The organism is Holosporales bacterium, from assembly GCA_031263535.1.
Lineage (GTDB): Bacteria > Pseudomonadota > Alphaproteobacteria > UBA3830 > JAIRWN01 > JAIRWN01.
The window spans coordinates 1-22,668 of sequence record JAISFO010000002.1 but is presented as its reverse complement, the minus strand read 5'-3'; the positions used below and the strand labels follow the sequence as shown (position 1 = coordinate 22,668).

Genomic DNA, 22,668 nt, shown 5'->3' with positions numbered 1-22,668 from the left:
TTTACATCTTGGGTCATTATCGCATTACGATTCCTGCCACTCTTGGTGTCTTTGATAAGGATAGTTCCATTTCGGAAATCTACATCATTCCAAGTAAGCTTGAATATCTCGCCTGCTCTTAGGCCACATCTCAGAGATATCAAGGCGATATCATTGATTGTTGGGCTAACTTTGCTAAGCTCTGCCAACAATACAGGAGATTCTTCCTCGGATAAGAACCTTGAGCGCCTATTGTCTTCTGACGGTTTCTTGACCTTAGTCACGGGATTGTCTCCGTTGTATAGGTCATTGTTCTTGGCATAGTTAAACACCTGCCTTACCAAAGCCAACGCATAAGTAATAGTCCTAGGAGCTCTACCAGCATCACTCATCTGCTTCTTCAGCTTCTCCAAAATAAACGGTGATATCTCCCTCATGGGCAAGCTTCCAATCAGAGAATGCAACCATTTGTTGAACAAGCTAATTTCAACCTTGCATGTTTTAGGATCTTTGTCTTGTGTGGTTTGCTTATAATACTTGTTAAATATCGAGGAGAATGTAACTTGTTCTTTCTCGTGCTGAATCCTGACAGCTTCTTCTCTTTCAGCCTCCTCTTTTTGAGCTCTACGTCTCTCAGCCATCGTCCTCAACCCAATACCGGTACGATGCGCCATCTTTAAATCATGTAGTCTTTCTGCAGCAATTGCTTCGGTAACTCCTATAGACTCCCATCCGACACCCTCCTCTTTGACCTTGCCGTCTAGTCTGTACCTTATTGTGTAATACCTGTCCTTACGAACTGCTCCGTGTTTTCTTATTGGATGCTCAACGCATCTAATGCCAGGCGTTTTTACCTTTATCCGCTTGTACTTTGCTGTTGTCATTTTACCCCACACTTACCCCATACTTTTGCAGTATTTTTGATTACAATTTACTCTATATAATGACATGTAAATATCAGCTATATCCTAGTCTTTCAAGCAAAAAGTAATCAATGATAATTAATAATGTTTTTTATTTTTATCAGACTACGGATCTGGAGGTTAGGGGTTCGAATCCTCTCGGGCGCGCCATTTTTCGATGTTTAATGTAACGTGCTAGAGAGCGTCAGTTTAGGCTGGGTACAAATTATAACCGCGCCTACCCGCAATTATTCAGTCTACTAAGAGAGAGCACACCATCTGGACAAGCGTATCTAAATACTCTGCCTTAATCCCGCATGCGTAAGAGCAAGTAGAAATAACCCCAATACACTCTCCGCCAGTGTTAAGCACAGCGGCACCACTGCTGCCTTTACAAGGGGCGTTAAGCCCACCGAGCTCAAAAGGAATTGGCACAAAGTTCGCAGTGTTAATAAGGCTTTCAATGATAGGACCAGACTTTGCTGACAATTCCAAAGGGATCTTTTTAAGATCGTATCCAAACTGAAGCTTTCGTAGGGCGACGTAATCGCTTTCTTGTATTTCTAAAAGCCTTGCCCTTGGAAGGCCTGGTAAATCCTCAATGGCATCTTTAAATACAGGCTTCGGGCAAGGCATATGAAATCCAGCATCAAGAGCAAAACTGTACGTATCCACAATACCGCTTGGATCAATAGCGGCAATTGGGCAAATCTTGATCGGCTTAGCTTCATACACAGGCTGTGACAGCACAATAAGCGCTATATCTGTGTCTGGGGCAGTTGTAACCACGTGTATTGCAGGAATCTTTGCTTGGTTTATTTCGAGAGTCAGCTTTAGGTGCGTATCTTTGCAATTGGCCACATATCTGAAGAAGCCATGCTCATCGGATGTTAAAGTTTGGGGTATTTCGCTTGATAGATATTCTGGCAAGATGTGACGACAAGTAATCAAAAGCCTGTCCTTAAAGTAGGTTGATAAACCCAAAGTATCGGCATCGATCAAAGTGGCAGTCACGTACAACCCTAACTGTTCGTACGCAATTCCTTCCCCTTCCCTTATGTAGCGATCTTGCAGTAATCTACCTGCTGTATGAAGGAAGGCTTTTCCAGCCTCTACCATATCTTCTACATTAGGTAGGCCCGGCAAACCACCGCCAAAGAAAGATAATAGGCGTTTAGACCGCAAACGGTCCTGAGGCAATCCAAAAGCTATCTTATCAAGCGTTGATTGAGAAGGCGCATTTGGGCTAAATGAATTTCGTATACAGCTCATAACACACCATTGAGCTCGTCCGTTAGATATTGTAAGGACTGTATCTATAAATGTAGCTTCTCCTTGTATAATCTCTACGCATTCGCCATGTGACGCGAATGGTTCACTGTAAATGCGTACCGAATTACATTCATTTGGCAAAGACAGCTCTTGTATTGTTCCATCCGCAAATCGGCCCAGAATCTTTTCTGGAATTGCAGAATTTGCCCGGAATACAATCGCAATCAAAGTCGCGGATAAAGCTAGCTTAATAATTTTTATCAATCCGAGAGTTAATTGTCGACTAGTATACTGATTTATCAATTTGTCGTCAAGTAAAATAATTTTTGCTAGCAAAAAGGTAAATCCGGCTGTTGCTTATATTTCCCTTGTCATATACTGCGCAAGCCTTTATCATTAGCTTGTTTGATGTAACCTTAGAAATTCGTTCAAAAAACTACAGGAAAGTAGCTTGCTAATCAAAACTCTAACCTCCTTTGATAATCACAGGGTAATGAGCCGCTTGTACGGCGAGCACATTAAGCCAAACGCCTCGGTATTGATGTGGGCAGTGCTTGGTATGACGATTGCGGCAGGCAGCACCGGCATGCTTACCTATATCATTCAGCGGGTGATTGACGACGTGATCGTACATCTGCGTATTGAGAAGCTGGTCAAAATCGCCGCCGCATCTGCCGTAATATCTGTAATGAAAGGGATAGGGGACTTTGTTAAAGATTTAGCGCTGGCAAACCTTGGTCAAAAAATGGTCATTGGCTTTCAAATGCAAGGCTTTCGCACTTTGGTGAACGCTGATTTGGATGTTTTTTATAAGAATAACACTGGCGATCTGGTTTTTCGCCTGACCAACGACGTTACGACTTTGCGTAATGTAATTACGACGGTGTTTACCAACCTTGGCAAAGATTTTGTGACGCTGATTTTCCTTGTAGGGCTTGCTTTTTATAAAGACTTTAAGCTGGCGCTGATAGGTTTTGTAGGATTTCCCTTAATCTTATTTCCAATACTGCGTATAGGCAGGCTGGTCAGGGATTTTGCCGCCCGGTCCCAGGACGACATGGGAAATTGGTCCGCGTTTTTGATCCAAACGCTTCAGGGCATGCGTCTTATAAAGGCGTATGGTCTGGAGCAGATCGAGGTTTCATTCGCTTCTGATATATCGCAGAAGATCCGTAAAACCATTATCAAATCCGCCAGGTTTAAAGCGTTTGTACACCCCATTATGGAGACTTTGATCGGTATAGCAACCGCGGCAGTTATATTTATAGGCGGCATGTACGTAATAAGCGGACAACAATCTGCCGGAACCCTCCTTAGCTTTATTGGGGCATTGCTTTTGGCATATAGGCCCATTAAAAACCTGGCTGAGCTGAACAGTAATATCCAAGAAAGCCTAGTATCTGCGCGCAGGTTGTATGACCTGCTTGACATTAAGCCGGCGATAGTCGATGCGCCGAATGCAAAAGATCTTGAGGAGTCTGAGGGAGAACTAGCCTTCGATAACGTCAGTTTTTCCTATCCAAACGGCAATACGGCCTTGCGCCATGTGTCTTTCAAGATTGAAAGGGGCAGTAAGGTCGCCATAGTAGGCACAAGCGGGGCTGGAAAAAGCTCTTTAATCAACCTGATTCCCCGCTTTTATGACTGCTCACAGGGCAGAATATTGATAGACGGCGTTGATATCAGCGAATTAAAGCTGTCATCTCTACGCAAACAAATAGCCTTGGTAAGCCAAGATAACATTCTTTTTAACTCTAGCATTCGTGACAACATAGCCTATGGTCGACCTTCATGCGGCTTTGGCGAGATACAGAAAGTTGCGGATATGGCCGCAGCCACTGATTTCATCCAAGCTTTGCCTCAGGGGTTCGACACGGTTGTAGGTGAAAATGGGGCGACTCTTTCAGGCGGCCAGCGCCAAAGGATTGCAATCGCCAGAGCGTTGATAAAAGATGCACCAATACTGCTTTTAGATGAAGCGACGAGCTCGTTAGATTCGGAATCAGAGCGGCAGGTGCAGTCGGCCATCAGCAACCTTATGCAAGGCAGGACTACTCTGGTTGTAGCACACAGACTGTCTACTATACTTGACTCTGACAGGATTTTGGTTATTGATAAAGGCAAAATAGTAGAGTCCGGATCACACAACGATCTTATGAAATTAAAAGGGATTTATGCCGGCCTTTACAGCGCCCAGACTTTTTATAGCTAAATAAAACTATGTTGTTGCTTTTATACAGATGTTTGACGTCGCTTTTGTCTCCGTTTCTCTGGCTTTATTCGCGCGTGAAATCGCATAAGCATGACGATCTGGACAAGCGGCTTAAGAATCATTGTGGAATCGCGACTGCTGCCCGTCCAAGCGGTCGGCTGATTTGGATGCACGCAGCAAGCGTGGGGGAAACACTAAGTGCGATTACTTTATTCAAACACCTTAAAAAGATTGGGATTGCCTCTAAGGTACTACTAACCACAAGCACCAGTACAGCGAGCCGTCTTTTAGACTCACTTAATCGTACCGAGCCTACGCTGACCGATTGTTGCATACATCAATATGCACCATTGGACGTATATCGCTGGTGTAAGCGGTTTATAAGGTATTGGCGTCCAGATTGCTCTTTGTTTTTTGAGTCTGAGCTGTGGCCAAATCTTATGAGGGCTACATATTGCGACAAGATAAAGCTGGGGCTTGTAAATGCAAGAATGTCGGACAAAGGGGCCAAAACCTGGGATATTTTTCCAAAAACAATCGCCAAGATTCTACGGCGATTTTCTGTAATCGTCGCTCAATCAGAGTATGATCGTAAAAAGATTCAAAATCTTGTAAAAAGCCAAGTGCTGTATTTCGGCAATTTGAAGCATGCTTCAGACAGCCTTCCGGTAAACCAGGAAACGCTTGACAAAATAAAAGCCAAAGTTACCGGCAAGGCTGTGTTCATTGCGGCCAGTACGCATCATGGGGAGGAAGAGGTCGTAATATCCGCCTGTAAACGTTTGAGGCAGAAACATGACGTCTTTACTATTCTTGCGCCTCGGCATCCTAAACGAGGCGGTGAGATTGAGGCTATGTGCATTGAAGCCGAGATAAAGTGCCTGCGCCGGTCACAAGTTGGCGATGAAATGGACGCTGATACAGAGCTTTACCTGGTTGACACTATAGGAGAGCTTGGAACCTTTTATGCTTTGGCCGATATTGCTTTGGTTGGCGGTTCTCTTATACCTCGCGGAGGGCATAATATGCTTGAGCCGGCTAAACTAAGGTGTTCGGTTATGTATGGGCCTTATATGTATCATTTTAAAGAGCTTGATCAGGCGTTCCGCAACGCATCCGCAGCCACTGTTGTAAACAACGCTGAAGAGCTGGTAAATCGCATTACCGAGCAGATTGAAGATAAAAACAAGCTTGCGTTGATGCAAGAGGCCGCCTATAAAATTGCTACCGCGCAGAATCAAATTCTTGAGAAAGTCACTGAGGCTTTGCAAATCGTCCTTTCGCCGAAGTAGCTCAGTTGGTAGAGCGGCTGATTCGTAATCAGTAGGTCGGAGGTTCAATTCCTCTCTTCGGCACCATTGAAACTAGAGCATTTTTTGGGCTATACACATTAAGCTATAAGCCTCTCGGCGCCAATTAGCATCATTAGCACCAAGAACCTTATTTCACATAGTATACATACCGATGAGATTCGGTATCATGCAGAAACTCAAACCCAAGTTTTTCCAAAATCCTTTTTGAAGCCAAGTTTTGTTGCGTCATATTGCCAGTTATCGCCCTTATGGCCACGCCATTCGGCAGTTTCATCCCTTTTTTCAATGCCTGTGGAAGCATATGGTTTATGATTGCATTGGCCATCTCAAACCCATATCCTTTGCCGCGAAATTCCTTAAGCACAGCATAGGATATGTTGGCCCGATCCGGACGCGTGCCTACGATATACTCAAGCGCCACAAAGCCAATAAAGCTGTTACTTACTTTCTCATAAGCCAAATAGCCTCCAAAAGGGTTTGAGCTCTCTACACTTTTGGTCCAATTATACAAGATAAAATCGAACTCTTTGTCAGAAAAACGCTCGACGTACGACAAAGTGAGCATAATCTCTGGATTTTGAAATATTTGTACCAATAATTCACGATCATTATTATCCGATTGTATAAGGATCAAGCGTTTGGTCGTGATTTTCGTCTTTTGGTCCTGGGCAGAGGCGAACTGAACGTCAACGCCTTCAAATATCATACGATTACAGCAATACCATCCGCCGACTAAAACCGCGCCCAAAGCCAATATAGACAGAAATTTATGCTTTTTTACATGTTCAAACATACCGTGAGAGCCTATATCTTTAAATCATATCTTAATACAAATTTATTACCGTATTAATAATTTAATTATAATTGCAAGTTGACAATATTTTAATTTTTTGGTATTATTATGCACTATAGGTATAGAAAGTAAATTATAAAGCTGTGCAATACATTGTCGCGCTAATAATTTTGTTCTGTTCGTCACTGGACAGCTTTGCCGCTGCGCCAGCGCCGCTAGCTCTGAATTTTGACTATAGTGGATTACCCCAAAAAGCTTATGATTTCCTGCAAAATCACTTATGGAATGGCGTTAATGAAAGGTACGTCGACATATTTCATAACGAAAGTCGTCCAACTGCGATCCCGCTAGCACACAATGCAATAAATGATTTTAAAAAATTGTCACATAAAAAACAAAACAAAATTTTTAATTGGCTGCAAGACCCGCGTCATCAAAACGCAGCAGATGGAGCGTTAGGACAATTACCAACAGGGAAGATCGTATGGTCGAACGAATACCATCTTTTAGAAGATATACTGAACCACGAGCTTGGTAAAAAATACGGATTCTTTGAGCGTAACAGTCTTAAACAAGACTGGAATAATTTGCCATTGTTAAAGCGATTAAATTTGCTAGAACTAAATACTGGACATGTGGGATACAGTCCTGAAATGCAAGACTACTACTTGCGTTTAAAAGAATTTACCGCAGTGGAGCATATGACAGTATTATTGTATGGTACGAAGCATGAAGATGTAAAATTTGCCGCCGCCGCGCTCCCTGGTCAATCTGTGCCTAAAAGGCTAACTGATCAAGAAATTATCGATAAAATAAAGCGGTTAGGAAGCGTAAATAAAAACTTTTTTCTATCTGCTAGCCAGGCAAATCAAGATGCGGACGTATCGAAATTTATCTTAGGTAATTTTAGCAATGCCCAAGCAGCGCTATTCGCCTTAAATGACAAAGATTTCAAGCAAGCGTGCTGTGATTGGCTTGATAATTTTTTGTCGAAAGGTTTTTCGAAGCTGCAACGAGAACAATTGGCGGAATCATTACTTAATATATATTACAGCGCTAAGCGCGATATAGATGTGTTAGAGGGAGCGATCGATCCTGATATAATAGCAGAGCTTGATAGATGGGCACAATATAACAGGTTCCCGCAATATAAGGCACTGTCATATCTAACGCGTTTTAGAATAGTGTGTAATTTATTTGGTCGGAATGATCCAAACATAGAACCGATTAAAAAGGCATTGGCGCCAGTATTTGGAGCATTATCCTACGCCATTCCTGCAATTGAGATGTTGCAACTTATGCTAGAAGGCGATCCAGCTTTGACGAATGATCCAGCGGCTCTTCAAATAATAGGAGATGTAGGTTTCAATGCAGCAGGAATGCAAGAAATAAAAGATATTCGAACCATGTATATAAAACGTAAATACTCTATCCCAGTTCAAGTACCTGTTGGTCCTCCGCCTCATGAGTTGCCATTTGGTTGGTTTTGGAGTTGGGGCGTTGGAGGGAATCCTAATTCTTGGTATCCGGATGAAATACTGGCAATGGCATTGCCACCAGCTCCTGGGCCAGCAGCGGCTCCAGCCCTAGCGCCAGCGGTAGGCGGCGGTGCCCCAGGTGCGATTGGCCCTCCACCTCCGGCAGCTCCGGCGCCAGCTCCAGTGGTAATTCCAGCAGCAGCTCCTGCTCTAGGTGGTGGACCAGGCCCAGCTCCAGCAGCTGCACCAGTTCCAGGAGTAGGCGCAGGTGCTCCACCACCTCCGCCTCCACCACCACCTCCTCCGCCGGCGTTTGGTCCGCCTCCTCCTCCACCGCCTGCGCCGCGGCCGCCACAACCACATCCTCCTTATAATGGAGCAGCTGGCGCCCCTCCAGCAGCTCCGGCGCCAGCTCCAGCGGTGATTCCAGCAGCAGCTCCTGCTCTAGGTGGTGGGCCAGGACCAGCTCCAGTAGCGGCTCCAGCTCCAGTAATAGGCGGTGCCGGTGCCGGCGGACCTCCTCCGCTAAACCCTCTTGGGCAAACGTGGGGTGGACGTAGAGATAGTGGTGATTTTTGGAAATGGCTTTACGGTAGTGGAGGCGGTGGGGATGTTACTCCTCCAAGCCGTGATCTAAAAAATTACCTACCAGAACCAATGAGGTTGGGGACTGTTATTCTACCTATGACAGAAGGAGTTGATGGATTTGTTAGCACCTATCATACTGGCTCAAAAGCTATGAGTGATGCTGGGTTTAGTGAACTAGATGATTCGCTGGCTGCTTTAAGAAGGCTAAGAAAGTCATTTTATGACACATACCAGGTTGTTGCCCCAAGCACCCCGACTTTGTAGGCAGTTTATGCAGGCGGATTATCCCCACCTGCTTTGACGTGCGGGGGAGGGGGCTCTTTCAATCTTTAAAAGCGATTTTTCCGTGCGTCGGTGTAATTTAAGAAAAGCCATTAAGCGAAGGTATAGGATATACGCTTTAAATTGGCGGCAGTCCTGAGAATTTGCCTGCCAAGTTTGCGTCTACAAAAAATTGTTATTGCCATTAAGAAAATTCGATGCTAGCGCTTAACATATGTTAACTGACGCGTGTCCACTAATAAAAATAAAGCCCCTCAGGACGAATGAAGGGAATCGCCCCTCACCCATATCCTAATACAAATTTACCACCATATTAATAATTTAGTAATTTATTTGATTGCTGGCTGACAATATTTTGATTTTCTGGTACCGTCTATTTAGAAGGTCATGCAATACATTGTCGCGCTACTGTTTTTATTATGTTCGTCGTTGGACAGCTTTGCCGCTGCGCCAGCGCCGCTGGTGCTGGATTTTGACTATAGTGGACCCATAGCCGATACTGTTAAAAAATTCCTTCAAGCATATTTTTGGGATGACCAAAATCCAAATGATTCAAAACACGCAAATGTATTTCACAAAAGAAAAGATCGGCGCGTTAAATGTTATGCATCTAAAGTTGTGCTTGATTTTGAAAATTTGTCAACTGACGAGCGAAATGGGCTTTTTAATTGGCTAGAAGACGAACCGAACGGTCAGCATAGTCTTAGCCGCAAAAAAAGGGCAATGGACGTAGCGTTTGAAGCTATACCTGAAGCAGCGTGGAAAGGAATTAGATGGTCAGAGGAATACAAGCTTTTAAATCAGTTGCTTGGAGGTGGATATCATCGAACAAATACGCTTCTAACTGACTGGAATAAACTGCCGTTGCTAAAGCGATTAGAATTGCTGGAACGGGCCGTGACGGCTGGAGATGCGAAGTACACTGATCGTGTGAAAAATTACCACTCACGCTTACAAGAATATGCCGCATTGGTAGATTTTTCTTCTTTGCTGTTTGGTAGGAAACATGAAAACGCGAAATATGCACATACAATTGCAGCTGCAGCCCCAGGCGGGCCTCCTCCAGGCGGTGGCGCTGCGTTTCCAGGTACGCCTAAGCAGCTAATTGATAAACAAATTTCAGAGAGGATAGGCGAGTTAGGTATAGATAGTTGTAGTTTTTATGACGAAGTTAGCAAGTTAACTATGAGCATGAGACATGACAAAGTATCAGATTTTATAGCTAGGAATTTCAGAATTATTGAACAAAAATATTTGGGTAATTATAGTTATTTTGATAGTGCATATGCGGATTTAATTTCGGAATTTGTAAACAGCAACTTTTCTCAAAATGAAAAAGACCGGTTGATAGAGTTGTTATTTAATATACATTATAACGCTTATTTCGGTGCAATTGTGTCAGATCAGGCACTTACTCCTGCTGCACGTGCGAAACTTGATGCCGAAGCTAGACTACTGGGAATAATAGGAGTCTCTCCCCGAGATAAATTATTAACCATTAATAGCATACTACCGAAAGGAAGGCTAGATAATAAGGTTAAGGATGAAATAGAGCAGCTTAGAAAGGCATTACTTTCTGTTGTTTGTCCAATCGATATTTTAGAACTTTTATCAGAAAATGATCCAGCAAGTCTGTTATCGCAAGTAATACAAAGTCCATTAGTACGAGATTCACGGATTACAGCCGGCATAGCTAGCGTGGGATCCAACAAATTAATTCATGATATAGGGCGGGCTCAATATCTCAGGCGGGGTCAACATGTGGCAGCAAACGGCAGCGTTGGCGCAGGCCCAGCTCCAGCAGCAGCGGCGGGTGCAGCAGGAGGTCAAAATGCGGCTAATCTAGGCGCAGGTGCTCCAGCAGGTCCGCCGCCAGCTGTGCCTCCAGCGGCAGCCCAGGTAGCAGCTCTAAATCCACAGCAGCAGTTGCCAGAGTTAGATTTAGAGGCATTAAAAAATGCTGCTGTTAGAAGACTGTCATTATCAAAACTAAAGATTCATCAACGGCCGATAGTTCCAAATCAAGTAGTGCCTCAGCAGCCGCAAGGCGGTGGTGGTGGACCAGGCCCAGCTCCGGCAGCGGCTCCAGCTCCAGTAATGGGTGGTGCCGGCGGACCTACTTCTACAACCCCTCTCTGGCAAACGTGGGGGGGGGGACGTAGAGATAGGGATGATTCTTGGAAATGGCTTTACGGTAGTGGAGGCGGTGGGGATCCAAGCCCTGAACCAAGAAATTACCTACCAGGCCTAGGATTGGGGATTGTTATTACACCCATAGTAAACCTAGTTAATGACTTTGTCAGCGTCTTTCACACTGGCTCAAAACCTATAAACGATGCTGGGTCTAGTGAACTATACGATCCGCTGGCTGCTTTAAGAAGGCTGAGAAAGTCATTCTACGACACGTATCAGGTTGTTGCTCCAAGTACCCCAGCTATATAGGCAATTTATGCAGGCGGATTATCCCCGCCTTCTTTGATGTGCAGAGCTATTTATTAATAATTTAGCAATTTATATTGATTACCAGTTGACAATATTTTAATTTTTTGGTATCATTTATATAATTATAATATAGAAAGCAGATTAGAAGATCATGCAATACATTATCGTGCTAGTACTCTTATTATGTTCGGCATTGGACAGCTTTGCTGCTGCGCCAGCAAGGCAGATGTGGTTTGATTATGGCAGATTGACAGCCCCTGTTAAAACTTTCCTTCAAGAACATTTTCATGACCTTCTTCGACAAGACGATGAAAAGTACGCAAGTGCATTTTATAAAAGAACAGACTCAGGTACAATTAGGCTAGCTGCCAATATTATGGCAGATTTTGAAAAATTATCAATTGAAGAACAAGATGACCTTTTTGACTGGCTAGAATATACATCAAATAGTAAAAAAGGGGCGGTTGATGTGTTATTTAACGCCATCCCTAAAAATAAACCGTATCGACATTTATTTGGGATAGGTCGATGGTCAAATGAATATAACCTTTTAAATACCGCACTCGGAGGTGGGTACAAGTGGCAGTCAACTCTTATAGCCGACTGGAATAATTTGCCATTGCTAAAGCAGATAGAGTTATTAGATCAAAATAGCACGCATGCTGGATATAACACTGCTGAAATGCAAAATTATCGCCGGCTTCTTCAAGAATATGCCGCATTGAACGATCTTGCTTTGTTGTCTTTTCGCATTATACAGCACCAGATTGCAAAAACCGCAGCCGCAGATTCTAAATCTGCGCCTAAAAGATTGACTGATCAGCAAGTTATCGACAAAACAAGAGTGTTAGGTGGCGGTAGGAGTTTTTATGAACAAATTGATCATGAAGCTAGAATGGCAAAGGATCCAGCAGTATCACTATTTACCTTAGAGGCTTTTAGAAAAATTCAAGCAGGTTATTTGCAGGAAGATCCGAATTTATATACATGTGTGATCGATGAATTTTTAGGGTTTCAACCATCGCAAAAGCGAGAATTTATGGCACAGCTACTCGACAAATGTAGTATTGCTAAGCAAAATGCACAAGAATTGCAGGACGAAATAGTATCTGAACAACCTAAGGTAATACAAGCACTTGACGAAGCTGCTCAATCTCTATTCCACAAGGATTGGTCACAACTTACGAATTGTCACGAGCAAGTACCTGCTATGAGTAAAGCAGGGTTTAGGTCACGCTTTAAGTCTTATCATAAAGCGGCTTTTTTCTTGGATGAAGTACTAGCTGCTGCTTACCTAATCGATATTTTGCAATGTTTGTTAAAGGATAGTCCGGTTCTTATGCAAGATAAGGTGGCTTTAGGCAAAGTAAATGAAGTAGGGTTCGGTAAAGCAAGGTGCGATCATGTGCGGAGGTTGTACATAAGTACAAAGTATCCTCAGCCAATTATAAGCTTGACCCGTCCTAAAAGAAAATTGCCGCCAGGTTATTTTTGGCACCAAATATCTGGGCAAAAGGATATGTGGTGGCCGAAGCGTGGACGACCACGGAAAAGAGCTGAGCAGAGGAAGAAGAACCCCTTAACCCAGTCGTGGAGAAATAGCGATCGTACAAAAGATTGGAGCTGGCTGAGCCGTTCTTACAGTGCGCCGCGGCCTGTGTTTACCCATCTAAGCAGCATGTTGGGGATAAATCCCTCGTTCCCAGAGCCAATTTCAGAATTAGGAAGGGGACTTTCAGCTATAAAAAGAGAGATTTTGGGTTTCGTTAATACCTATAATCATGATTTGAAATCTGTGGATAATGTACTTACTGAATCCGACCCATTTGTTGCTTTAAAGAGGCAAATAGAATCGTTCTATGACACGTACCAAATTGTTGCCCCAAGAGCCCGGGCTATGTAAGCAGTCGACGTAATTTAGAAAAGCCATTAAGCATGGTCATTTAGAAAACTCAATCGCATCTCAATCGCTATTAAAAAGATCTATTCTAATCAACTTCAAAGATAAAACCTGTTGGAGCGGGTGAAGGGAATCGAACCCTCGTCTCAAGCTTGGGAAGCTTATGCTCTGCCATTGAGCTACACCCGCATCTGTGGGGCTTGTGGGACCTTGCGCAATGGCGCGATTCTACAAAATGCATTTGCTTGTAGCAAGCGGGTTTTCTATATTCATCAGTGTATTCGCAAGAGTGGTTGTATAAATGCGGAACAGATGTGTAGTGTGGCTTTTTATTACTTTGCTATCTGGCTGCACTTCCAGTACTTCAAAAACGCCAAACTTTTGCGCATCCGAAGATAATGACCCGTATGAGAGGGCCAACAGATCGATATTTCGGTTCAATGTTATGCTGGACGACCGCGTGCTTGATCCCTTGGCCAGCTTCTACGGTAAGGTTGTGCCTTCGGTTGTAAAAACCGGCATAAACAACGAAATCGCTAATCTTAAGCAGCCTTTGAGCTTCATCAACTATACAATTGCTGGGGACACACCAAGCGCGGCTCAATCGATGACGCGATTCTTTACCAATTTGTTTTTTGGCTTTTTAGGCTTATTTGACGCTTATAAAGAGCTTAGCCCCACGCCTGCCCCGACAGAGCTTGGCTTTAACGGCGCTTTGGCCAAAAGGAAAATTAAGTCTGGGCCGTATATTATGCTGCCGATTTTTGGGCCGTCTTCGCCCAGAGGCATTGTTGGCCTTGGGTTTGATACTTTTGCAGACCCGATATATTTTATCCCAAAGCCTAAGCAAAGGATTTATTATGGCTTAGCGCGATATGCGCTGGATCAGATTGGAAGCCGCGAAAAGGTTCTTCAGGCCTACCGACAAACTAAAGCCGAGGCCCTTGACTTATATGCTTTGGTAAGATCAATATACTGGCAGAATCAAAGGAAGCTTGAAGGCGCGTCCGCCAGCGGCGGCGCCGTGGCCGATGAGGGTCCGGCCCCCTACGATGAAGAAGACGATGATTAAGTGGTGATGGTGATGACGGTAAGATTGTTTAGGGCTTTTGCTGTTTTAGTTTTCATGTATGGCTGCGGCACCTCAATGGCGGCGGAAAGCATGACTGACGAGGAAGCTCGGGGGTTTATCAATACGCTTGGGAAAGAGGCTTTTGCCGTTTTAACGAAGAAAGAGCTGTCTCATGAGTCGCGCGAGGCTAAGTTCAGGGAAATCCTCGATCGAGGCTTTGACGTTAAGGCGATTGGGCGCTTTTCATTAGGCCGCTATTGGAGGGTTTTTAATAAAGAGCAGAAAGAGCAATATTTTGCAGCCTTAAAAGATATGCTGGTCAGGTCGTATGTTGGCAAGTTCGCCAATTTTCCTGGGTCGACATTTAAGATAGTGCGCATTGACATGGGTTCAGACTCAGGGGCGACAGTGCTTACGATGGTTGAATGCCCAGGAAGCGGCAGTTATAACGTCGGCTGGAAGCTTTATAAGACCAAATCCAAGGGTATCAGGATTACCGACGTTATTGTCGATAATATAAGCATGGGCATAACCCAACGCTCTGAGTTCAGCAGCGTCATGGTCAGCGTTAACAGCAATGTTGACGAGTTCATCAAACACCTGTCGAAAATAGGCAAAAAGTAAATTTCCCTTGAGATTCTTGGGGCGCCCCTTCCAATTCTGGCCCTAATGGGTAATAATTGCCGCAAATAGCTTAAGTCAAAAATAATGCGGGCCGAAATAATCGATTGCTCTTTGCGCAGCGTTATCAGAATAACGTTGCCGGCGATGCTGACCTCTGCATCTGTGAATCTGATGTATGTGATAGATCGGTTCATGTTGGCCGGGTATTCCATCGATGCAATGAATGCTTCGGTATCGGCCGGGAATTTTGTGGCGATATTTACGCTTGCGTTCATTGGAATGGCCAGCTCAGCCGAGACATTTGTTGGCCAGTACAACGGCGCGCGGCAGTACAGCAAAATCGCCACTCCTGTCTGGCAGATGATTTATCTGTCATTGGCTTCTGCGGCGGTTACTTTACCGCTGGCCTATTTCTCAGAGCAAATCAATTTCCTGCCGCCATACTACCTGAAAGACGGCATAGAGTACCAGCAAACATTAATGTACTGGGCCTTTCTGCCACCTATAAAAGCCGCGTTGGCCGCATTTTTTATCGGGCAGGGTAAAACCAGGATAGTCACCGCGGCTGTTATTCTTGGCGTAGTCTCAAACGTAGGGCTGGATTATATACTTATATACGGGATAAGGGATATCATTCCGAGGCTGGGCTGCCGTGGAGCCGCAATAGCAACTGTTGCCTCAGAATTTATTCAAATAGTAATGCTAGCCTCGCTGTTCGTAAGTGCTAAGAATTGTAAGGTGCATAAAGTCCTGAAAAATCGGCAATTTGATAAGAAGCTGTTTGACGGATGCTGTCGTATAGGCTGGCCACTTGCTCTTGGAAATTTTATGGCGATGCTGGCATGGTACATTTTGCAAGTTATCATGAGCTATGTCTCTAAACAGGCGGTTACTGTCTATAACATTGGGATAAACCTTTATATCTTTTTCATTTTCCTTGGAGAGGGGGTTAATAAAGGCGCTGTTGCAATTTGCTCTAACATGATTGGACGTGACGATCTTGTTTCTATTGAGAAAACCCGCAAGATTTTCGTAAAGATTTCTGTGTTTTTCGGGCTGACGATTGCGGTGCCGCTGGTGCTGTTTCCTGAGTGGCTTTTGTCTGTACTGGGCTGTTTACCGGACGATATATCAGGTTTGTACTCAGAGATAAAATTGGTCACAGCCTTGGTTGCCATCGAGGTTGTGTTTGAAACTTTACTGCTTTCGACTTGGGGAATATTGACCGCAGGCGGAGACACCAGGTACGCAACAATGGTTTATCAGGGTTGCGTATGGGTATTAGTAGTTTTGCCGTCAGTCGTGCTGTATTACTTCGACGCGCTTAACTCTGTACCGATGGTCTATCTGTTTATGATGGCCTGGGTGCTGATTACCTGGCTTGTTTTGCACCACAGATACCGCAGCATGAAGTGGTACAACAAGCTGGTCTAAGGCGCGTGATTTTTCCATTTGACTTAGCTTGATGTTTGTAGTAAACTGTGCCCAGTAGCCAGATCTTATTGATGACAAGTCGCCGTAAAGGGGCTGGTCGAGTAAGGGCGTAAGAGAGCTGACTTTAGGGTTACCTTCATTCAGGGGCCGTAAGAAACAAAGCGGGAGCTGGTTTAGTTCCCTCGGTTGTAATCTAAAATCCTAGCGTTAATTCTTAATGCCTTTGTTAGAAGAGGGACTGTCTGGCAGGGAGTGATTTCCCTTATGTCTGCTTAATGAAGGAGTAATTATTATGAGCAAAATCATCGGTATAGACCTGGGCACCACTAATTCTTGTGTTGCCGTAATGGAAGGTAAAAATGCAAAAGTTCTTGAAAATTCAGAGGGCGCAAGGACAACGCCGTCAATCGTGGCGGTCACTGATTCAGGTGAGCGCCTTGTCGGCCAACCGGCCAAGCGTCAGGCTGTAACCAACCCTGAAAACACATTCTTTGGGGTTAAGCGCCTTATAGGTCGGCGCCGCAATGACAGCTTAATCGCGAAATACAAAGTTCCATATAAGATTGTCGAAGGCGATAATGGCGACGCCTGGGTAGATGCGCGCGGAACAAAGACCAGCCCCAGCCAGATCAGCGCCTATGTGCTTCAGAAAATGAAGGAAACCGCCGAAAATTACTTGGGCGACAAGGTTACCCAAGCCGTTATAACTGTGCCGGCATACTTCAATGACGCTCAGCGTCAGGCGACCAAAGATGCAGGTCGTATTGCTGGCCTTGAGGTTTTGCGCATAATCAATGAACCGACCGCGGCCGCGCTGGCATATGGGCTGGATAAGAAAGAAAGCGGACTGATTGCGGTGTACGACCTTGGCGGAGGAACGTTCGATATTTCGATACTCGAGATTGGCGACGGCGTGTTTGAGGTTAAGTCGACCAACGGCGATACGATGCTTGGCGGTGAGGATTTTGATCAATGCATTATCGACTATATCGCCGATGAGTTTAAACGCTCTAACGGCATAGATTTGCGAGGCGATAAACTGGCGTTGCAACGGCTTAAGGAAGCGGCGGAAAAAGCCAAGATAGAATTGTCCAGCGCCGTGGAAACAGAAATTAATCTGCCATTTATCACCGCAGACGCCAGTGGGCCCAAGCATTTGAACCTTAAGCTTTCGCGCTCTAAGCTTGAGTCTTTAGTCGATCACCTTATAAAGCGAAGTATAGAGCCGTGCAAAAACGCGCTTAAAGATGCTGGCGTGAGCATGAAGGACATAAAAGAAGTCATTTTGGTCGGCGGTATGACCAGAATGCCAAAGGTTATCGAGGAAGTTAAATCGTTCTTTGGCAAAGACCCGCATCGCGGAGTTAACCCTGACGAGGTCGTCGCGGTAGGGGCCGCAATTCAAGGCGGCGTACTGCAGGGTGATGTCAAAGATGTGGTTTTGCTGGATGTTACGCCATTGTCTTTGGGGATAGAAACGCTGGGCGGAGTGTTTACCAAGCTTATTGAGCGTAATACAACAATTCCGACTAAGAATAGCCAGGTGTTCTCGACCGCAGAGGATAATCAAACCGCGGTTACCATACGCGTTTTTCAGGGCGAGCGCCCCATCGCAGCCGATAACAAGCTGTTAGGTCAGTTTGACTTGATTGGCATTGCTCCTGCTCCACGAGGGCTGCCACAGATCGAAGTAACGTTCGATATTGACTCTAATGGAATCGTTCATGTTTCTGCGAAGGATAAAGCTACAAATAAAGAGCAGGCAATTAAGATTCAAGCCTCTGGCGGCCTGTCCGAAGAAGACATTCAGCGTATGGTAAAGGAAGCCGAAACCAATGCGGAAGAAGATAAAAAGCGCAAAGCCCTAATCGAGGTCAAAAACCAGGCTGATTCCATGATAAATGCCACAGAAAACTCGCTGAAAGAACATGGGGATAAAGTTTCTGAGGGCGACAAAACTACTATAGAATCCGCCATAACTGACCTTAAGGGAGTGTTGGAGAGCGGCGACGCCGATAAGATTACTGAGAAGTTGAATGCTTTAACTCAGGCCTCTATGAAGCTGGGTGAGGCGGTCTATAAGGCGCAGCAGGCTGAGGCTGCCGCAAATCAACAGGCGGGAGGCGAAACGTCGTCTGAAGCTAAACAGGCAGAGCCTAAGGAGAAGGTTGTTGAAGCCGACTTTGAGGAAGTAAAGCCTGAAGAATAATAACTAAACTTGCCATGGGGTATGGGATGCCCAGCGCTACCATGCCCTTAGGCTAAGGCGTAATCTTATGGCAAAAAGTTATTACGACGTCTTGGGGGTCAGTCGTACCGCTTCGCAAGAAGAACTGAAAAAGGCTTACCGCAAGCTGGCGATGCAGTATCATCCCGACCGCAATGCTGGCAACAAGCAGGCTGAACAAAAGTTCAAGGAAATAAACGAGGCCTACAGCGTTCTTCAGGACGAACAGAAACGCTCTGCTTATGATCAACTGGGCCATGAAAACTATACTAATCAGGCCCAAAGTGGAGGTGGCGGCGGATTCTATCAAAGTTCTGGTTTTGGTCAGGGTTCGCCGTTTGGCGATATTTTTGACAATATATTTGATTTCATGGGCGGCGGCGCGGCGCCTGGCGGACACAGGTCGCCTGATGGCTCCGGCTCCAGAGGGGCGGATTTGCGATATGATGTCAATCTGACTTTGGAAGAAGCCTTCAAAGGCAAAAAAATAAACATCAAGACAGACGCTTACGGAATATGTGAAGACTGCGGTGGCAAGGGCTCAGAAGGTGGAAAGCCGCCCGTTTCTTGTTCAGCTTGTGGCGGCCGGGGGACAATCAGAACGTCGCAAGGCTTTTTTTCAATTGAACGCACTTGTGGCCAGTGCGGCGGGTCTGGATATACTATTAAAACGCCTTGTCCAAAATGCCGTGGATCTGGTCGGGTCCGCAAATCCAGCGAACTTGCCGTATCGATTCCGGCCGGTATAGAAGAAGGCGTGTGTATAAAGGTATCCGGCAAAGGAGAGGCTGGTATCCGTGGCGGCGGAGCAGGCAATCTTTACGTATACATTCATGTAAAACCGCATAAATTCTTTCAGCGAGACGGCAACGACTTACACTGCAGCGTACCAATCGCCATGACCACAGCTGCACTGGGAGGAAGTGTCGAGGTGCCCATAATAGACGGCACCCAGGCAAACTTATCTATACCTGCAGGAACGCAGAACGACATCGCCCTCCGTCTGCGTGGCAAGGGCATGTCAAGCGTCAATAAAACCCTTCGCGGCGATCTTTTTGTGCATATTAAGGTCGAAACACCGGTTAATCTGTCGGCCAAGCAAAAAGAGCTTTTGGCAGAGTTTGACAAAACCTGCATTCAATCCCAAACTCACCCAGAAAGCTTCAGCTTTTTCTCTAAACTCAAAAACATTTGGCAAGATATCAAGAAAGAAATAGATAAAAAATAATTGACAATACGGCGATTGTCTAATCGTTAGGTTATTTGTACATTTTACACGTAGAAACACTAATATAATACTTAAAGGTGTATTTTATGCTGCTTATATGGCGAATTATTGGTATATCGTGAAGTTAAGAGTATGTATCTGAAGTTTTTAATTGACATTGTTTATTAAAGTCAAGCCAGCGTCTGTATTCTGACAAATTCAAATATTATTTACATTGAAAAATGTTGCCTATCAGTTTTCCAGTACACAGCGTAGATAGAAAAGCACCGCTCTATTCAGCCCACCAAATCATATTATCGCAAAATGTACCCAAAGCTGCACTGCGATTATATAATGATTTTATGAAAGACAGATTTCGATAGACCAAGCGAATATTGCGCGCAGTAATTATCATCTTCACCTATACCAGACGTAGGTATTAGGTTATTTTCTTTTATTAACTGCTGAATTTTTTGCATTTTTAAAGATTCATGCTTTAGATTTTTCTTATTAGCCTAAATATCAAGCTATTTTACCAAATTAATATAATTATTACTTGACAAAGTATAAAATGTATAATATATTCAATTTAGTTTAATTACGGAGAACGTTTATATATTTTAATAAGAAACTTTATATTGCTGTATGTTGCGCATGTGGACTGTCGACCAGTCATGCTACTTTTATGCCAGCAAGTACTTTACTTGATGGCCGCCCAATTTATCCAATAGCTCCTATTATTGGTCAACCAGCTGCGCCAGTTGCAGTGCCACCCGCAGCCCCAAGGGGACAGTCGTACCGAAAGATTCCCGTATATCAAGAGCTATGTCAAATTTATGACCGTCCTTTGGCATTTGTAGAATTACGTGCAATAGCAATTTATTATCAGGGCACACTACAGACCCCAGTAATATATCTGATGCGGTTACCTTGATTCAAAATATTTTGGATGAAACGGGATGTGGCTTGCCGTCTTTAGAGGATGTTATTGGGGAGGCTGAGCGAATAAGAGATTATTACAAAAAGCATGATCAAGATAACATCGCCCGAAAGCTTGGGGATTTTAATTTTCAGCAAAGCGAGGCTTAGAGAATATTAAGCAGACAGTTTGGTGAAAAAGTTACTATGTTTGAATTGAAAAGCATTGCAGCAGTGGCGTCCCAATTGGCAAGAATATCTGAGCCTGACAGAGAAGCTAAACGTAGACTTCCCGCCATGATCAAGTGGTTTCATGATAATTGGGTCGTAGTAGAACCTCATTTATCTACAATAAATTTGAAAGACCATACAGATTCGTCAGGCCATGCAGGCAGAAGACAGAGGTTTGCTCAGGAATTTATGTCAGAAGAATAATTTCTCACGCAATATAGCCTCAAGCCCATCCCAGCGCCTGCCTCTTCCTAACATGGTAGGCGCTACAGGACTCGAACCTGTGACCCTCTGATTAAAAGTCTGATAAGAATAAAAATTATCATTGATTATCATTGATCACTTTTTGATTGCAAAGCCAGAGTATAACTGATATTTGCATATTATCATACGGAGTAAATCGTAATCAAAGATACTGTAAAAATATGGGGTAGGTGTGGGGGTAGAATGACAACAGCAAAGTATAAGCGGATAAAAGTTAAAACGCCCGGTGTTAGATGCGTTGAGCATCCAACAAGAAAGAATGGAGCAGTTCGTAAGGATAGATATTACACGATAAGGTACAGGCTAGACGGTAAGGTCAAAGAGGAAGGTATAGGGTGGGAATCTATGGGTAATACTGAAGCAATTGCTGCAGAAAGACTACATGATTTAAAGATGGCGCATCGTACTGGTATTGGGTTGAGGACGATGGCTGAGAGACGTAGAGCTCAGAAAGAAAAAGCTAAAAATGAAGAGGCTGCCAGAATTCAACGAGAGAGGGAGCAGACTACCTTTACTGCGATATTTAACAAGTATTACAAGCAAGCAACGCAGAACAAGAATTTTAAAACATGTAGGCTTGAAATTGGTTTATTCAACGAATGGCTGAATCCATTAATTGGAAGCCTACCGATGAAGGATACCTCGCCGTTTATCTTGGAGAAGCTGAAGAAGCAGATGAGCGATGCTGGTAGAGCTCCTAGGACTATTACATATGCGTTGGCTTTGGTAAGACAGGTATTCAACTATGCTAAGAACAATGACCTATATAATGGAGACAATCCCGTAGCTAAGGTAAAGAAGCCATCGGAAGACAATAGGCGCTCAAGGTTTTTATCTCAGGAAGAATCTATTACATTGCTGGAAGAGCTTAGCAAGGTAAGTTCAACAGCTCATGATATAGCTTTAGTATCTTTGCGATGTGGCCTGAGAGCAGGTGAGATATTTAAGCTCACCTGGAACGATGTAGATTTTCGAAATGAAACTATCCTTATCAAAGACACCAAGAGCGGTAGAAATCGTAATGCAATAATGACCCAAGACATCAGGGATATGCTTGAGAGAAGACGAAGTCTGAATGCTTCAGGTCTAGTGTTTCTTTCTAGAACTGGAGAGAAGATAGCTCAGGCACCAGATGCGTTTGAAAGAACAGTAGGGAGGCTTGGATTCAATAAAGGAGTAACAGACCGTAGGCAGAAGGTAGTATTTCATACCTTGAGGCACACATATGCTAGCTGGCTGGTAATGAGCGGAGTAGATCTATACACAGTCCAGAGGCTGATGGGACACTCGACCATATCCATAACAGAGAGATACTCTCATTTAGCTCCAGACCATTTGAAAAAAGCAGTTAGTCTGATGGAGAAGAACATTGCTGCAAATGCTCTGTAACTAAAAATACAAATTTTAAATCATGCTGTTTTTAGTGGGGCATTTGGGGCATTGGGGCGCTATCTAAGTAAACTGCGGGCTTAGAAGGTATTTTCGTGCCCCAAAAAGTTATTTCAGTGCCCCAAATGCCCCATTTTTGGA

General features: G+C 44.3%; 16 protein-coding genes and 2 tRNA genes. 14 read left to right on the top strand and 4 right to left on the bottom strand.

Annotated features, from left to right (window positions below; translation table 11 throughout):
- Together LBL30_00160 and LBL30_00155 are read right to left on the bottom strand one after the other, a co-directional pair.
- On the bottom strand, positions 1-863 hold an 863-nt coding region (locus LBL30_00160), incomplete at its 3' end, for a tyrosine-type recombinase/integrase (GenBank protein MDR1031531.1).
- Between the two features lie 270 nt (positions 864-1,133).
- On the bottom strand, positions 1,134-2,417 hold the full coding sequence (locus LBL30_00155) for a hypothetical protein (GenBank protein MDR1031530.1): 1,284 nt from the start codon (positions 2,415-2,417) through the stop codon (positions 1,134-1,136).
- A 229-nt stretch (positions 2,418-2,646) separates the two neighbouring features.
- Between LBL30_00155 and LBL30_00150 the strand changes: the two genes are divergently transcribed.
- The 3 genes from LBL30_00150 to LBL30_00140 all read left to right on the top strand — a co-directional run bounded on the left by LBL30_00150 (position 2,647) and on the right by LBL30_00140 (position 5,723).
- Positions 2,647-4,365 (top strand): ABC transporter ATP-binding protein/permease, encoded by a 1,719-nt coding sequence (locus LBL30_00150; GenBank protein MDR1031529.1) that lies wholly within the window; start codon positions 2,647-2,649, stop codon positions 4,363-4,365.
- Positions 4,366-4,439: 74 nt separating this feature from the next.
- Entirely contained in the window at positions 4,440-5,657 is a 1,218-nt protein-coding gene (locus LBL30_00145; protein MDR1031528.1) for a 3-deoxy-D-manno-octulosonic acid transferase, read from the top strand.
- Positions 5,648-5,723: transfer RNA gene (locus LBL30_00140), tRNA-Thr, on the top strand. Before LBL30_00145 ends, LBL30_00140 begins: the two co-directional genes overlap by 10 nt.
- An 82-nt stretch (positions 5,724-5,805) precedes the next feature.
- Here the strand turns inward: LBL30_00140 and LBL30_00135 are convergent.
- Positions 5,806-6,471 carry a GNAT family N-acetyltransferase gene (locus LBL30_00135; protein ID MDR1031527.1) on the bottom strand — a complete coding sequence of 222 codons (666 nt, stop codon included), beginning with the start codon at positions 6,469-6,471 and terminating at the stop codon, positions 5,806-5,808.
- 170 nt (positions 6,472-6,641) lie between these two features.
- Between LBL30_00135 and LBL30_00130 the strand changes: the two genes are divergently transcribed.
- The 3 genes from LBL30_00130 to LBL30_00120 all read left to right on the top strand — a co-directional run bounded on the left by LBL30_00130 (position 6,642) and on the right by LBL30_00120 (position 13,164).
- Complete coding sequence (locus tag LBL30_00130; GenBank protein ID MDR1031526.1) at positions 6,642-8,801, top strand: hypothetical protein; 2,160 nt, start codon at positions 6,642-6,644, stop codon at positions 8,799-8,801.
- A gap of 405 nt (positions 8,802-9,206) precedes the next feature.
- Positions 9,207-11,261, top strand: coding sequence for a hypothetical protein (locus LBL30_00125; GenBank protein MDR1031525.1), 2,055 nt, complete (start codon positions 9,207-9,209; stop codon positions 11,259-11,261).
- Positions 11,262-11,412: 151 nt separating this feature from the next.
- Entirely contained in the window at positions 11,413-13,164 is a 1,752-nt protein-coding gene (locus LBL30_00120; protein MDR1031524.1) for a hypothetical protein, read from the top strand.
- 112 nt (positions 13,165-13,276) lie between these two features.
- On the opposite strand, the gene LBL30_00115 is transcribed toward LBL30_00120, so the two are convergent.
- Positions 13,277-13,350: transfer RNA gene (locus LBL30_00115), tRNA-Gly, on the bottom strand.
- A gap of 130 nt (positions 13,351-13,480) precedes the next feature.
- Between LBL30_00115 and LBL30_00110 the strand changes: the two genes are divergently transcribed.
- From LBL30_00110 to LBL30_00075, 8 genes are all read left to right on the top strand, one after another.
- Positions 13,481-14,233, top strand: a complete 753-nt coding sequence (locus tag LBL30_00110) for a VacJ family lipoprotein (GenBank protein ID MDR1031523.1) — start codon at positions 13,481-13,483, stop codon at positions 14,231-14,233.
- 12 nt (positions 14,234-14,245) lie between these two features.
- Entirely contained in the window at positions 14,246-14,857 is a 612-nt protein-coding gene (locus LBL30_00105; GenBank protein MDR1031522.1) for an ABC transporter substrate-binding protein, read from the top strand.
- Between the two features lie 84 nt (positions 14,858-14,941).
- Positions 14,942-16,291, top strand: coding sequence for an MATE family efflux transporter (locus tag LBL30_00100; GenBank protein ID MDR1031521.1), 1,350 nt, complete (start codon positions 14,942-14,944; stop codon positions 16,289-16,291).
- A gap of 292 nt (positions 16,292-16,583) precedes the next feature.
- Positions 16,584-18,500, top strand: a complete 1,917-nt coding sequence (gene dnaK, locus LBL30_00095) for a molecular chaperone DnaK (GenBank protein ID MDR1031520.1) — start codon at positions 16,584-16,586, stop codon at positions 18,498-18,500.
- Between the two features lie 67 nt (positions 18,501-18,567).
- The gene (gene dnaJ, locus LBL30_00090; GenBank protein MDR1031519.1) at positions 18,568-19,746 is read left to right on the top strand and encodes a molecular chaperone DnaJ; all 1,179 of its coding nucleotides are present in this window, start codon (positions 18,568-18,570) and stop codon (positions 19,744-19,746) included.
- A 909-nt stretch (positions 19,747-20,655) separates the two neighbouring features.
- The gene (locus LBL30_00085) at positions 20,656-20,814 is read left to right on the top strand and encodes a hypothetical protein (protein MDR1031518.1); all 159 of its coding nucleotides are present in this window, start codon (positions 20,656-20,658) and stop codon (positions 20,812-20,814) included.
- A gap of 36 nt (positions 20,815-20,850) precedes the next feature.
- Complete coding sequence (locus LBL30_00080; protein MDR1031517.1) at positions 20,851-21,078, top strand: hypothetical protein; 228 nt, start codon at positions 20,851-20,853, stop codon at positions 21,076-21,078.
- A gap of 243 nt (positions 21,079-21,321) precedes the next feature.
- Positions 21,322-22,527 (top strand): site-specific integrase, encoded by a 1,206-nt coding sequence (locus LBL30_00075; protein ID MDR1031516.1) that lies wholly within the window; start codon positions 21,322-21,324, stop codon positions 22,525-22,527.
- Positions 22,528-22,668: the final 141 nt, after the last annotated feature.